The organism is Ramlibacter sp. G4-7 (assembly GCF_057784995.1).
The window spans coordinates 24,950-38,217 of sequence record NZ_JBYNTT010000013.1; the positions used below are offsets into that span (position 1 = coordinate 24,950).

Annotated in this window: 15 protein-coding genes; 11 read left to right on the forward strand and 4 right to left on the reverse strand. The window is 68.3% G+C overall.

The genetic code is table 11. From position 1 onward, the window contains the following. Positions 1 to 2: 2 nt before the first annotated feature. The 6 genes from AC3EGR_RS17910 to AC3EGR_RS17935 all read left to right on the forward strand — a co-directional run bounded on the left by AC3EGR_RS17910 (position 3) and on the right by AC3EGR_RS17935 (position 4,688). On the forward strand, positions 3 to 905 hold the full coding sequence (locus AC3EGR_RS17910) for a branched-chain amino acid ABC transporter permease (RefSeq protein ID WP_488547869.1): 903 nt from the start codon (positions 3 to 5) through the stop codon (positions 903 to 905). Further along, positions 902 to 1,873, forward strand: a complete 972-nt coding sequence (locus AC3EGR_RS17915) for a branched-chain amino acid ABC transporter permease (protein ID WP_488547870.1) — start codon at positions 902 to 904, stop codon at positions 1,871 to 1,873. Before AC3EGR_RS17910 ends, AC3EGR_RS17915 begins: the two co-directional genes overlap by 4 nt. Next, entirely contained in the window at positions 1,870 to 2,601 is a 732-nt protein-coding gene (locus AC3EGR_RS17920) for an ABC transporter ATP-binding protein (protein ID WP_488547871.1), read from the forward strand. Before AC3EGR_RS17915 ends, AC3EGR_RS17920 begins: the two co-directional genes overlap by 4 nt. Positions 2,602 to 2,612: 11 nt before the next feature. After that, positions 2,613 to 3,317: an ABC transporter ATP-binding protein gene (locus AC3EGR_RS17925; protein WP_488548002.1), complete on the forward strand. Its 705-nt coding sequence runs from the start codon at positions 2,613 to 2,615 to the stop codon at positions 3,315 to 3,317. A 1-nt stretch (position 3,318) separates the two neighbouring features. Further along, on the forward strand, positions 3,319 to 4,158 hold the full coding sequence (locus AC3EGR_RS17930; RefSeq protein WP_488547872.1) for an alpha/beta fold hydrolase: 840 nt from the start codon (positions 3,319 to 3,321) through the stop codon (positions 4,156 to 4,158). Between the two features lie 146 nt (positions 4,159 to 4,304). After that, on the forward strand, positions 4,305 to 4,688 hold the full coding sequence (locus AC3EGR_RS17935) for an STAS/SEC14 domain-containing protein (protein WP_488547873.1): 384 nt from the start codon (positions 4,305 to 4,307) through the stop codon (positions 4,686 to 4,688). Positions 4,689 to 4,864: 176 nt separating this feature from the next. Here AC3EGR_RS17935 and AC3EGR_RS17940 read toward each other — a convergent pair whose 3' ends face one another. Both AC3EGR_RS17940 and AC3EGR_RS17945 read right to left on the reverse strand, forming a co-directional pair. Continuing rightward, positions 4,865 to 5,080, reverse strand: a complete 216-nt coding sequence (locus AC3EGR_RS17940; RefSeq protein WP_488547874.1) for a hypothetical protein — start codon at positions 5,078 to 5,080, stop codon at positions 4,865 to 4,867. Between the two features lie 186 nt (positions 5,081 to 5,266). Then, positions 5,267 to 6,655, reverse strand: a complete 1,389-nt coding sequence (locus tag AC3EGR_RS17945; protein ID WP_488547875.1) for an FAD-containing oxidoreductase — start codon at positions 6,653 to 6,655, stop codon at positions 5,267 to 5,269. 251 nt (positions 6,656 to 6,906) lie between these two features. Between AC3EGR_RS17945 and AC3EGR_RS17950 the strand changes: the two genes are divergently transcribed. From AC3EGR_RS17950 to AC3EGR_RS17960, 3 genes are all read left to right on the forward strand, one after another. Further along, the gene (locus tag AC3EGR_RS17950) at positions 6,907 to 7,608 is read left to right on the forward strand and encodes a type 1 glutamine amidotransferase domain-containing protein (protein WP_488547876.1); all 702 of its coding nucleotides are present in this window, start codon (positions 6,907 to 6,909) and stop codon (positions 7,606 to 7,608) included. Positions 7,609 to 7,752: 144 nt separating this feature from the next. Further along, positions 7,753 to 8,532 carry an SDR family oxidoreductase gene (locus tag AC3EGR_RS17955; RefSeq protein WP_488547877.1) on the forward strand — a complete coding sequence of 260 codons (780 nt, stop codon included), beginning with the start codon at positions 7,753 to 7,755 and terminating at the stop codon, positions 8,530 to 8,532. A gap of 754 nt (positions 8,533 to 9,286) precedes the next feature. Beyond that, a complete protein-coding gene (locus AC3EGR_RS17960) occupies positions 9,287 to 10,333 on the forward strand; it encodes a patatin-like phospholipase family protein (RefSeq protein ID WP_488547878.1) in 1,047 nt (348 codons plus the stop codon). Positions 10,334 to 10,380: 47 nt separating this feature from the next. On the opposite strand, the gene AC3EGR_RS17965 is transcribed toward AC3EGR_RS17960, so the two are convergent. Continuing rightward, positions 10,381 to 10,737, reverse strand: coding sequence for a hypothetical protein (locus AC3EGR_RS17965; RefSeq protein WP_488547879.1), 357 nt, complete (start codon positions 10,735 to 10,737; stop codon positions 10,381 to 10,383). A 706-nt stretch (positions 10,738 to 11,443) separates the two neighbouring features. Here AC3EGR_RS17965 and AC3EGR_RS17970 point away from each other — a divergent pair. Beyond that, on the forward strand, positions 11,444 to 11,689 hold the full coding sequence (locus AC3EGR_RS17970; protein ID WP_488547880.1) for a DUF2158 domain-containing protein: 246 nt from the start codon (positions 11,444 to 11,446) through the stop codon (positions 11,687 to 11,689). Between the two features lie 34 nt (positions 11,690 to 11,723). Next, positions 11,724 to 11,975 (forward strand): hypothetical protein, encoded by a 252-nt coding sequence (locus AC3EGR_RS17975; protein WP_488547881.1) that lies wholly within the window; start codon positions 11,724 to 11,726, stop codon positions 11,973 to 11,975. A 296-nt stretch (positions 11,976 to 12,271) separates the two neighbouring features. Here the strand turns inward: AC3EGR_RS17975 and AC3EGR_RS17980 are convergent, their stop codons facing one another. Continuing rightward, positions 12,272 to 13,243, reverse strand: a complete 972-nt coding sequence (locus AC3EGR_RS17980; protein ID WP_488547882.1) for a D-2-hydroxyacid dehydrogenase family protein — start codon at positions 13,241 to 13,243, stop codon at positions 12,272 to 12,274. Positions 13,244 to 13,268 lie beyond the last annotated feature (25 nt).

The window sequence follows — 13,268 nt, forward strand, 5'->3', positions numbered from 1 at the left end:
GCATGCCCGTTGTCGACGTCCTGCTCTCGGGCCAGCTGCTGTTCGCGGCGCTGGTCACGGGGTCGCTGTACGCGCTGGTCGCCCTGGGCCTGAACCTCGTGTACGGCACCATGCGGATGCTCAACGTCGCGCACGGCGACCTGGTGATGCTGGGGGCGTACGCGGCGTTCTGGGCCTTCTCGCTGCTGGGCGTCTCGCCCCTGCTGGCCGCGCCCTTCATCGTGCTGGGCGGCGCCGGCGTCGGGTGGGGCCTCTATCGCATCCTGTTCCGGCGGCTGCTGGGCGGCTTCGGCGCGAACGCGGCGCGGATGGAAGGCAACTCGCTGCTGCTGTTCTTCGGCCTGTCCATCGTCGTGCAGAACGTGGCCGCGGCCGCCTTCACCCCGAACAACCGCGGCTACACCTACCTGGAGAACGTGGTGCACCTGGGCGCCGTCTCGATGACCGTCAACCGGCTGGCGGCACTGGTGATCGCCGCAACGGCCTGCATGGGGGTCGCGCTGTTCCTCGGGCGCAGCGTGCTGGGCATCGCGATGCGTGCCGTGATCGAGCGGCGCGATGCCGCCCGCGTCGTCGGGGTCGACGTGGACCGCGTGCAGGCGATCAGCTTCGCGCTGGGTTTCGGCACCGCGGCGCTGGCCGGCGTGCTGGTGTCGATGCTGGAGCAGTTCTCGCCCTTCTCGGGCTTCCAGTTCACGATCGCCGGCTTCATCGTGATCATCCTGGGCGGCCTGGGCAACCTGATGGCCGGCCTGCTCGCGGCGCTGCTGCTCGGCATGGTCGAGACGTATGGCGTGGCGCTCACGTCGGCCAACCTGCGCTCCGTGCTGCTGTATGGCCTCTTCGTCGCCACGCTGCTGCTGTTCCCCAACGGCCTGCTGGCCCGCACCGGGGTGCGCCAATGAGTCGTGTGCCGGGCACACCCCTGGGCTGGATCGCCGCCACGCTCGTCATCGCGGCCCTGGGCGCGCTGCCCTTCAGCGGCAATGACTACATCGTCGGCATCGGCCTGACCGTGCTGATGTGGGTCGCACTCACCCAGAGCTGGTGCGTGCTGTCCCAGCTCACCGGCTACGTGTCCCTGGGGCACGTCGTCTTCTACGGCCTGGGGGCGTACCTGGTGGTGATCACCTGGCAACACTGGCCCTTGTGGACCGCGATCCTCGCCGGCGGCCTGGCGGGGATGGTCTTTGCGGCGCTGGTGGGCATGCCCGTGCTGCGGGTGCGCGGGCCGTACTTCGTGATCCTCACCTTCGGGCTGGCGGAACTGGTGAAGTACAGCATCCTCGCGATCGAATCCGGCTCCGGGATGGCGGCGCGCATCCTGTTCGGCGCGCCCGACCTGGTGGTCGTGTACTACGCCATGTTCGCACTGGCGGTGGCCGCGGTGCTGCTGCTGACCTGGGTGGGGCGCTCGCGCTTCGGCCACGGCTTGCGCTCGCTGCGCGAGAACGAGGAAGCGGCCGAGACCCTGGGCGTGCCGGTCGCCCGCTACAAGCTCACCGCCTTCGTCCTGTCGGCCGCCATTCCCGGCATGGTCGGAGGCGTGATGGCCCTGCGGTCCACCTATTTCATGGTGGGGCAGGTGTTCGACCCGATGATCTCGGTGACCGTGATCGCGATGGCCTTGCTGGGCGGCGGCGACGACGCGCGCGGGCCGCTGCTCGGCGTGCTGTTCCTGGCCATCCTCTCCGAGATGCTCTGGGCCAGCGCGCCGCTGGCCTACATGATCATCCTGGGCGCCATCCTCGTGGTCTTCGTGCTGGTGCTGCCCAATGGCCTCATGGGCTGGGTGGACGGGCGCAGGTCCGCGCGTCCGCCCCGGGCCGTGCAGCGCCCGCAGGAACAGGCCGTGGAGAAGGCCGCATCATGAGCGCGCACCTCTCCGTGCGCGGGCTGTCCAAGAAATTCGGCGGCCTGACGGCCCTGTCCGACGTCTCGTTCGACGTGGAGCAGGGATGCATCGTCGGCGTCATGGGGGCCAATGGCGCGGGCAAGACGACGCTGTTCAGCCTGATCGCGGGCAACGCGCGGCCTTCGGCCGGCGACATCGTGTTCGAAGGCAGGTCGCTGCGCGGCCTGCGGCCGGACCAGGTCTGCCGCCTCGGCGTGGCGCGCACCTTCCAGATCGTCAAGCCCTTCCCGGGGCTCACCGTGCTGGAGAACCTGCGCACGGCCGCCATGTTCGGGCACGCGCAGGTCCGCCGCGCGCAGGAAGCCGACGCAGCGTCGCGCGAGGTGCTGCAGGACCTGGGCCTCGCAGCCGTGGCCGACCAGCCCGCCTCCACCTTGACGCTGTCGGGCCAGAAGCGGCTGGAGATCGCGCGCGCCATCGCCAGCGGCGCCCGGCTCGTGCTGCTCGACGAGGTGATGGCCGGCCTCACGCCCACCGAAGTCAAGGGCATGCTCGCGACCCTGCGCGAGCTGCACCAGCGCCGCGGCCTGACCCTCGTCGTCATCGAGCACGTCATGCGCGCCCTGATGGACCTGTGCAGCCGGATCGTGGTGCTGCATCACGGGGAACTGATCGCGCAGGGCACGCCGCAGGAGATCGGCGCCAACGAGCGGGTGCTGTCGGTGTACTTCGGGAGCCACGCGTGAACGCGCCCCTGCTGCTCGAAGTCGACAACGTCATCGCCGGCTACGGGAGCACGCAGGTGTTGCATGGCCTGTCCTTGCAGGTGCGGGCCGGCACGATCACCGCCCTGCTGGGCGCGAACGGCGCGGGCAAGACCACGCTGATGCGCACGCTCGCGGGCCTGCTTCCCGTTGGCTCGGGAAGCGTGCGATTCGCGCAGGACAGCATCGCCCGCCGCGAGACGCACGAGCGGGTCGAGGCGGGCATGGTGCTCGTGCCGGAGGGCCGCTGGGTGTTTCCCGCCCTCAGCGTCGAAGAGAACCTGCGCCTGGGCGGCATCACCCCGCGCGCGCGTGCGAGCTGGAAGGAAACCCTGGAACAGGTCTACGCACTGTTTCCGGTCCTGCCGCAGCGGCGCCGCCAGGCGGCCGGCACGCTCTCGGGCGGGGAGCAGCAGATGCTCGCGATCGGCCGCGGACTGATGTCGCGGCCGCGGCTCATGCTGCTGGACGAGCCGACGCTGGGCCTGGCACCGGTCGTGGCGGCGCAGATCTTCGAGCTGATGCGCTCGCTGGTGGCCACGGGACTGACGCTCCTGCTGGCGGAACAGGACGTCAACCGCACGCTGTCCGTCGCCGACTTCGGCTACGTGATCGAGAACGGGCGGGTCGCCACGCAGGGCAGTGCCCACAGCCTCGCGGAAGATCCCCTCATCAAGCAAGCCTACCTGGGTCTCTGACATGACCGTTTACCGAATCCCTGGAACGCCGACACTGGCCGTCGACCTGGCGGGCTCCGGGCCGCTGGCCCTGTTCATGCACGGCATCGGCGGCAACCGCACGAACTGGCGCGCCAACCTGCCGGACTTTGCGCAAGGCTTGTCCTGCGTCGCCTGGGATGCGCGCGGTTACGGCGGGAGCGACGACTATGAAGGTCCTCTCGCGTTCGATGACTTCGTCGCGGACGTGCTGCGGGTGCTGGACCACTTCGGCGTGGAGCGCGGCCACCTCGTGGGGCTGTCGATGGGGGGCCGCATCGCGATGCGCACGGCCTTGCTGCACCCGGACCGGGTCGCGACGCTGACGCTGCTGGACACGCACGAGGGCTTCGAAGCCTTCAGCCCCCAGCAGCGCGAGGCCTTCGTCGCCAGCCGCCGGGACCCGCTGCTCGCGGGCAAGGAGCCGAGCGACATTGCCGAACCGGTGGCGCGCTCGCTGGTCGGGCCCAGGGCGAAACCGGAGCACCTGCAGCAGCTGAAGGAAAGCATCGCCGCGCTCCACAAGTTCTCGTACATCAAGTCGCTGGAAGCGACGGTGGCGCAGGTGACCCTGGGGGACATCTCCGCGATCCGTGCGCCCGCCCAGTTCATCGTCGGCGCCGACGACCCGCTCACGCCGCCGGCCATGCACCATGCAATGGCAGCCAAGCTCGGGGGCGCGCCGGTGAGGCTGCTGCCCGACGCCGGGCATTTGAGCAACATCGAGAATCCGCGCGCATTCGCGGACGCCGCGTTGCCGTGGTTGCTGGAACGGTCGACGCTGGGCGACAGGCCGCAGCGGTGGCCGCTCGGCGGCTCGTGAGATGCTAGCGGCGGTGAGGGGCCATGGTCTTTCAGCCGGACTGTGCGCCGGCCACGGGTCTCCTGGCCAAGCGCAGATCCTGCAAGAATGACCGGATCAGATCGACCAGCCTGAGACTCCCCCGGTGCCCGCAGTAGCATCGGAAGATGAGAAACGAACAGATCTGGGTGGAGCCCGTCGGCTCGGTCATCGTGGCACGCATCCGCGGAAAGCCCACGGCCGACATGCTGCGGGAGTGCGAGAACCGTGTTCTCGAGCTCGCTCGCGACACGCAGCAGATCCGGGTGCTTTACGACGCGCTGGAGCTGGAGCCGCCCGACATGGAGCTGGTGCTCCTGCAAAGGCAACTCGATTCCGAGAAAAAGGACAACCTGGGCTCGGCGTCCTTGCGCACCGCCATCCTGGTGCCCAACACCCGGATCGCGTACCTGGCACGCATCGCGTTCGGACACGCAGGAGAGGCGAACTACCGGGTCTTCTACAACGACTTTGCGGCAGCGCTCGGTTGGCTGGAGGAACGCGCAGGGTAGCGGACGCCTCATCGTTCCCGAAAGGGACTCGCGCTACCCCTATCCCTGAAGCGGCCGTTGTAGGTGATCGCTTCGGCCTCGCAGCGTCCAGTTGGGATGTAAGTACCGTCTTGATCTGAACGAGGGCGCCGTCGAGCCGGCCGCGACTAAGTTCGCGCACTTTCGCCGCGCGGCCTTCAATGCATCACGGGCTGCTCGCCCAGTCGCTCACGCAGGCGGCGAGCGCTCTCCTGCAGCTGGCTGATCTCCGCCATGGCCGCTTCGACCCGCTCCGCCGGGGCCCCAGCCTGCTGGAGGTCGAAAGCGCGCTCGAACGCACGTTCGGCATTCCTGCTGATCGCCGTGAGCTGCGAGCGGAGGTGGCCCGCATTTTCGACAGATTCGGTGGTCATCGAAGTCTCCCGGCGGAAGCCGCCGATGGACGCAGTATCGGCGCGGGCCGCGGTCGGGCGCTGTAGGTCAGCTTGCATCGGCAGCGTGAGCCGCCGGCGGGCGACGGTGTCGCCGCAAGGCGGTGGCCGCTGAACGTGGAGGCGCTGGAGCTCTCGGCCAATGGCGGTCATCTTCGGCGACAGCGCTCAACATGAGCGCGCCAGGGGGCGCAGGTCCTGCAACAGCGTCGGAACAAGCTCCGCCACCGTCGGGTGGATGTGCATCGTCCTCGCAAGCGCGTCGGCCGTGATGCCGTTGGCGATTGCATCGAGCAGGACGTGCACCACTTCATCGCCCGCCAGACCCAGCAGAGACGCCCCGAGGATCTGCCGCGTCTGCGCATCGACCAGTACCTTCATGAAACCCTGCGTCTCGCCCGCTTCCTTGGCGCGGCCGACGCGGTCCATGGGCCTCTTCCCGACCAATGCGGGGCGGCCTGTGGCCCGCACTTCCTGCTCGCTCATGCCGGCGCGGCCGAGCGGCGGGTCGGTGAAGAGCGCGTAGCAGGGGATCCGGTCGCGCAGGCTGCGCGCCTCGCCGTGCAGCACGTTCGCGGCGACGATCTCGTGGTCGTTCCATGCCGTGTGCGTGAAGGCGCCGCGGCCGTTGCATTCGCCGACCGCCCAGACGCCTTCGGCGCTGGTGCGGCACTGGTCATCCACCTCGATGAACCCACGCTTGTCCCCGCGGATTCCGGCCGGTTCCAGCCCCAGGTCGCCGGTATTTGGCGTGCGGCCCATGGCGAGCAGCACGTGGCTGCCTTCCAGCCAGAAGTCCTGCGGCTTGCATTGCGCTCGCACGCGGACCGTGCCTTCTCCCGGCGCGAACGCGACGCATTCGGACCCCAGGTGGAAGCCGACGCCTTCGCGCTCCAGGATGGCCTGCACCTCCTCGGCCACGTCCGTGTCCTCGCGCGGCAGCAGGCGAGGCGATCGCTCCACGACGCTCACTTCGGCGCCGAAGCGTCGCATCAGCTGCGCAAACTCCAGGCCGATGTAGCTGCCGCCCACGACGACGAGATGCCGGGGCACTTCCTGCAACTGCAGCACCGAGGCATTGTCCAGCGTGGTGACAGTCGCTATGCCCTCCAGCGGCGGCCGCGCCGCGCGCGCGCCTACGTTGATGAAGATCCTGTCCGCCTTCAGCTCGCGCTCGCCGACGCGTAGTGTGCGCGGGGCCGTGAAGTAGGCGTGGCCCGTGATCCATTCCACGCCTTTCATGCCACGCACCCAGTCCTCCACGCCGGCGCGCGCAGCGCCGACGATGCCGTCCATGCGTGCCTTCACGCGCCGCATGTCCACGCGCACCGGGCCCGTCTCGAAGCCGAACTCGTCGCCGCGGCGCGCGATGTGCACGGCACGGGCGCTGGCCACCAGGGTCTTGGTGGGGTAGCAGCCGGTGTTGACGCACGTGCCGCCAAGGAGATGCCGCTCGATGAGCGCCACCCGCATGCCGGCCCCGCCGCAACGACCCGCAAGCGAAGGGCCGGCCTGGCCGGCACCGATCACGATCACGTCGAAGCGCTCCTGATCCATGTCGCCTCCGGGCCTGCCTGGTGAGCGGGCGAGAGCCATTCTTGCACCGGCGCGGGCTCGGCGGGACCGCGCCGGACTGTCGGTTTCCATTTGCATGCGCAGGCGTTGCGTGCAGATGCTGAGGCGGGCCGATCCGCGCGGGCTCAGCCGCGGCGCATCGCTTACCCTGTGCAGTCGATCCGGGACGTCCCGCGGCCGCGGCCGTGCGGACATCCCGGCTCTGCAACCCCCATGGCATCGCGAGGTCCCCTATGAAGATCCTGATGGTTCTCACGTCGCACGACCGGCTCGGCGACACCGGAAAGAAGACCGGCTTCTGGCTCGAGGAGCTGGCCGCGCCCTACTACGTGTTCCAGGATGCCGGCGCCGAAATCGCGCTCGCCTCGCCGCTGGGCGGCCAGCCTCCGCTGGACCCCAAGAGCGACGAACCCGATGCCCAGACCGACGCGACCCGGCGTTTCCGCGCCGACAAGGCGGCGATGCAGGCCCTGGCCTCCACCCGCACGCTGGCGTCGATGCGCGCCGACGACTTTGACGCGGTGTTCTATCCGGGCGGCCACGGCCCGCTGTGGGACCTGGCCGCAAGCCGCGATTCCGCCGCCTTGATCGAGGCTACGCTGGCCACCGGCAAGCCGGTGGCGGCGGTGTGCCATGCGCCCGGCGTCCTGCGCGATGTCAAGACGCCCGACGGCGCACCGCTGGTCAAGGGCAAGCGCGTGACGGGCTTCTCCAACAGCGAGGAAGCCGCCGTCGGCCTGACCAAGGTGGTGCCGTTCCTGGTGGAGGACATGCTCAAGGCCGCAGGCGGCCTCTACAGCAAGGCCAGCGACTGGCAGTCCTATGTCGTCACCGACGGCCTGCTGGTCACCGGCCAGAACCCGGCCTCGTCGGCGGCGGGCGCCCAGGCGCTGTTGCAGGTCCTGCAGGCGACCTCGGCGAACGCCGCACCGTAGGCGCGCCGCGGCCTGCAGCGGCGCTGCCCTGGGAAAGGAGCCGTATCCTTCAGTCACGGATCCGAAGCGCTCACGGCGTGCAAAGTGACGCCTGTGTCGCGCCACCACCAGCCGCCGAACATCGCAATCCATGAAGGAGCAAGAATGGAACTCAACCTGCAAGGCCGCGTGGCCATCGTCACCGGCGGGAGCAAGGGCATCGGCCGCGCCATCGCGCTGCGCATGGCCGCGAGCGGTGCGGATGTCGCCATGCTCGCCCGGGACGAGGCGGTGCTCGAGGAAGCGCGCCGCGCGGTCGAACAGACGGCCAGGGCGCGCGTGCTGATTGCGCGTTGCGACGTGACGAAGGCGCAGGACATCGCTTCCGCCTACGGGCAGGTGATGGCGACGCTGGGCCGTGTCGACATCGTCGTGAACAATGCGGGCACCTCGCGCACGGGCCCCTTCGCGTCGATCACCGACGAGGTCTGGCAGGAAGACCTCGACCTCAAGCTGTTCGCGGCGATCCGGCTGACCCGGCTCGCCTGGCCCCAGATGGTCGAGCGGCGCTGGGGCCGCGTCATCAATGTACTGAACATCGGTGCAAAGGCACCGAGGGCCGCGAGCGCCCCGACCACCGTCTCGCGCGCGGCAGGCATGGCGCTGACCAAGGTGCTGGCGGGTGAAGGCGCCCCCCACAACGTGCTGGTGAATTCGCTGCACGTCGGCCTGATCGAAAGCGACCAGTGGGTGCGCCAGCATGCGCAGACCGCAGAGGGCTCCTATGACGCGTTCCTGGCCGGGATGGCGAGGAACATTCCGCTCGGCCGCGTGGGCAAGGCGGAGGAGTTCGCCAACGTGGCCTGCTTCCTGGCCTCCGACCTCGCCAGCTATGTGACGGGGACCTCGGTCAACGTCGATGGAAACCTGTCGCCGGTGATGTAGGGCCTTCCCTCACGTGCCGCGCCAGCCGGCGCTCCCGCAGGCGCGGCTCCACGGCAAGTCTTGGGCTGGTGCAGCCTATTCGCGGGCCATGAAGGAGGGACGTGTGCTCTCTGCTGCCATGAGCGACCGTCGCTCTGACATTTGCAATTGCCGAGGGCGCAGGGCCCAGGTCCATTCGCGTCGATCAGCTACAACCCCCTGCGCAACTTCCACGGCACGACGGGTCGGCGAGGCGCTCAGGGCGGAATATCGCCGGCGCGAGCAGGTGCGTGCCTTCACGAGCGAGGACACCGGCTCGGGCTTGTTGGGCGCCGTCCGCTGGAACGCGCCGGCTCCGCGCTATCTCGCCAGCCGCTGAACCCGCGCACGGAGAGTCGCTTACGACGCCGCCAAGGCCGCGGATCTGCGCGATCCGCGGCGACGGGTCACCGTCGCACAGCGCCAGCAGCTGGCGCAACCGCGCCGGGTCGGCCCGTGGCTGGAGAACGTGCTGTGTCGCTCATGGGTATCTGAGACGGGGGAGGGCATAACAAATCCCCGCAGGATCAAGACCAGGCCGGATCCAGCAAGTTTTGGCAAAAGCAAGCCAGTCCCGGTCAAGACGAAGACCGCACGGCGCTGGCACTTCACGCGTGCCGTGCTCGGCATGACTACGCAACTCCCCGTAGACGCAGGCCCCGCCTGACTGCCGTCATCCCCTGACCGCCGCGTCCGGCCGAAACGCCCAACATGGAGCTTTGGATTGGAGCGACCGATGGCCATGAAGCCTCCTGCACGCGATGTGCATCTCAATCTCGCCTTGCAGGGGGGCGGGACGCACGGAGCCTTCACCTGGGGCGTCCTGGATCGGCTGCTGGACGAGGAGCACCTGCACATCGACCGGATCAGCGGAACCAGCGCTGGCGCGCTCAACGGCGCCGCGCTTGCTACCGGGCTGGCACGTGGCGGGCGCCAAGGCGCCAGAGATCACCTTGCGATGTTGTGGAACAAGGTGGCGCAAGCGGGATCGCTCATGACCTTTCTCATGTTGCCGCTACGCAAGCCGGGCTTCGGCCTCTGGGATGACGCGATGCCGCTGCTGTCGCCTTACCAGGTCAACCCGCTCGGGCACGCCCCGTTGCGCCACATCCTCGCGTCCGTCGTGGACGAGGCGTTGCTTCGCCGGCCAGGTGCGGCGCCGCAGTTGTTCGTCAACGCGGTGCACGTGCGAAGCGGCCGCCCGCGGGTGTTCGGCCCGGCTGAAATGAGCATGGACGCCCTGTTGGCGTCCGCGTGCGCGCCGCTGTCCTTCCAGGCGGTGAACATCGATGGCGAGTCCTACTGGGACGGAAGCTATGCGTCGAATCCCGCCCTGTGGCCGCTGTACGAGAAGAACCTCGACTCCGACATCTTCATGGTCGAGCTCACACCGCAATACCGGCCCGAAACTCCCCGGTCGGCCAAGAACATCCTCAACCGCATCAACGAGATCGGATCGATCACGGGACTGCTGTCGGAACTGCGCGCGCTGGACACCATCAACAACAACGTCGCGGGGGCGAGCATCCGCATGCACGTTCTCAGCATGCCCGAGGGGCCGGCGGCAGCGCTCGAGAACGAGCCGTCGATCAAGCGCACGGTCTCACGCGTGCTGTTCGAGATGCTGCGGCAGGACGGCCACCGCGCCTGCGATGCCTGGCTGCGAGAGCACGGTGCGCAACTGGGCGAACGCTCCACGGTGGACATCGGTTTGCGCTATCTCGCGCCCGAATTGCCGATGGCGTCCGGCGAGGCCCTCATCCCCGAACTTTCGGCCCCCTGACGCCCGGCAGAAGTGCCGCTGCGCGCTTCCGCGCACCTGCACGGAGCTCAGTCGTTCCTGAGCAGCCGGGCGGCGGCAGCGGCAAGCGCATGGACCGAGGCGGTGTGGCGCGCCTTTACGTCCTGCAGCTTTACCGGGTTCACGCCAACGGAGGAGTTCTGCCACATCGTGCAGAGAAGCTCTGAATGCGCAATGACAAGCTGCAGGGAAAGCACCGTGAGCGGGGGAACAGCAACGCCGTGCTCGCGTATCACGTCAATCTGCTTGCTGAACTCGGCATACAGCTCCATGTCGAGCCAGTTCTCCACCAGCTTCGTGCTGGCGAGGTCGTAGGCGTAGAGCGCGGAGATGAGATTGAACGCGTCACAGCGCGGCTCGGAAGTGGGGAGAAATTGACCCTGCATCGGCTGCACCTCGTCAGGTGCAAAGCAAGATCGTCGGAGCTGCGCTCGCAGGTCAGGGGCACAAAGGCTGACCGGCTACATGGACGGAGAAACCTCAGTCTACGCCGAACGGCCACACCGGTACGCCGTGGTGCGGGCCTGGTTGGCGACGCAGCCTGGCCCGGTCGTGTGCGTGCACATTCAGGGTTCGCTGCGGGCCGCACCAGCGGCCGGACCGTCTCCTGTTCCGATGGTGCGTCGCCGTGGCCACGCGGGGAGGCATTCCGAAGTGAGTTTTTCCCGCGACTGCGGCTGACGTTCCTGCTCAGCCTTGTCGAGGGCGTGAAGCTCCCTCGACCTTCGGGTACTGCCGTCTCTGTGGCCCTGCTTCTTCAACTCCCGCAGCAGAAGCGACTCCCCGCCGGATCGCCAGTCGAATACGGATGCGCTCAAGGTCACCCTCCAGACATAAGAATTTAGAGGTAACTTTGTAGTTGATTTGCATGAGTTATGGTGCGAAATGTATCCGTCGTCCGATGAACGGCGCGGCGGCACCCGGGTCCTGCGCAAGGAGATGTTCTCCTACAGACGCCATGGTCGTGTTCAACGCCTTCCCGACACCGGTCTGAAGCAATATCGCGACGAGCTCCCTGCCGCCAGGCCCATCGGACACGAGGCAGAGGGCAACCCTTCTCGTGGAGTGGCTCGAAAACTTTCGGAGTGATCAATGAAGTGCGACCGCTCATTCAACGAGGGCGATCTGGTGCGACAGAAAGCGGGTGGGCCGACGATGCTTGTCGAGGCGTTGGTGGGCGACCTGTTTCTTTGCGCGTGGGTCGATCCGCAGGGCCGCACGCGTCGTGCCACCTTTTCTGAGCGTGAACTGTGTGTGCCACAGAGAGTGGCCCCGGTCTGGCTGGAAGTCTTGCAGCGACTGCCGCAACGCTGGCCCGTCGTGGCCGCAACCTACTGACCGATCTCGCGCGCTGCGTCACCTGGAGACCATCTTGAACAAACTCGCCGCCCTGATACTGCTCGCCGTTGCTTCGTCGTTCGCCCATGCTGCGGCCGATTCCGCGTGCATGTCTGCAGCCAAGGAGAAGAAGCTCGCCGGAGCCGCTCGAAACTCCTTCGTGAAGAAGTGCGAGACCGACGTGAAGGCCAAGTGCGAAGTCGCGGCGACCGAGAAGAAGCTCGCCGGGGCAGCGAAGAACAGCAACGTCAAGAAGTGCGTGCAGGAGACCGGCCCGTCAGCGTAGGTCGGCCCCGAGGTTCGTTCGTTCGGCCCGGATCACTTTGGCTGCTTGAGCAGCATCATCGCGTCACAGCGCAGGCACTTATACATCGCGCGGCGAGGAAAAAGCATGCGGACCCACCACGGCCGGCGCAGCCGGTCGCGGCTGGGTGGCGGGCAGGGGCACGGCGTGAGGCGGAGCACAGCGGACGGTAGCTGTGCCGACTGTTGCGCTCAATGGCACCTTGGAGCCAACGGCTGCGTGCCCCCACGGCGCGGAGCCATGAAGGCGCGGCTCGATTCCGGGATCAGGCACCCTCATCAGGGTGCGGGCTCTTGCAGCGCCAGCACGGGCCGGCCTTCGAGCCAGGCCAGGATGTTGTCCACCACCCCGCCGTAGAAGGCGCAGAGGTTGTCCCGCGTCACGTAGCCGAGGTGCGGAGTGAGCACCACGTTGTCCAGGGCCAGCAGGGCGTGACCGGCGGGCAGCGGCTCCTGCCAGAACACGTCGAGCCCGGCGCCGGCAATGCGCCTTTGCTGCAGGGCCTGCACCAGCGCCTGTTCGTCGACCAGGCCGGCGCGCGCCGTGTTCACCAGCATTACATCCGGCTTCATCCGCGCCAGCCGCTCCGCCGACACCAGGCCGGCCGTGCGCTCGCCCAGCACCAGGTGCAGCGAGAGGATGTCGGCCTGGGCGAAGAGTTCGTCGCAGCTGACCGCCTTCGCGCCATGCTGCGCGGCGCGCTCCGCCGTCAGGTGTGGGCTCCAGGCGATCACCTCCATGCCGAAGGCGCGGCCGACCTGCGCCATGCGGCTGCCGACGTTGCCCAGTCCGGCGAGTCCGAGCACGCTGCCCATGAGCCCTCCGGCCATCACCGGCTGCCAGCGGCCTTCGTGCAGGGCCCGGTCGGACGGCAGCAGCTTCTTGGACAGCGCCAGGATCAGCGCCCAGGCGGTCTCGCACGTGCTGCCGCGCCCGTTCGGCGAGCCGCGCGCGCCAGCGACCACGATGCCGCGCCGGCGGCAGGCCGCAAGGTCGATCGCGGCATTGCGCATGCCCGTACTCGCCAACAGGCGCAGTTTCGGCAGCCGTTCGATCACCGAGGCGGGGAAGGCGGTGCGCTCGCGCATGGCGACCACCACCTCGAATTCCGCAAGCCGCCGCACCAATTCGTCTTCGTTTGCCGCCGTGTCGCGGAAGGCTTGCACCTGCGTGCCCGCGGGCAGCGACTGCCAGGGTGCCAGGCGCAGTGCCTCGCCCTGGTAGTCGTCGAGGATCGCTATGCGAACCATGCGCTCACGCGAGGGTGATCGCGCA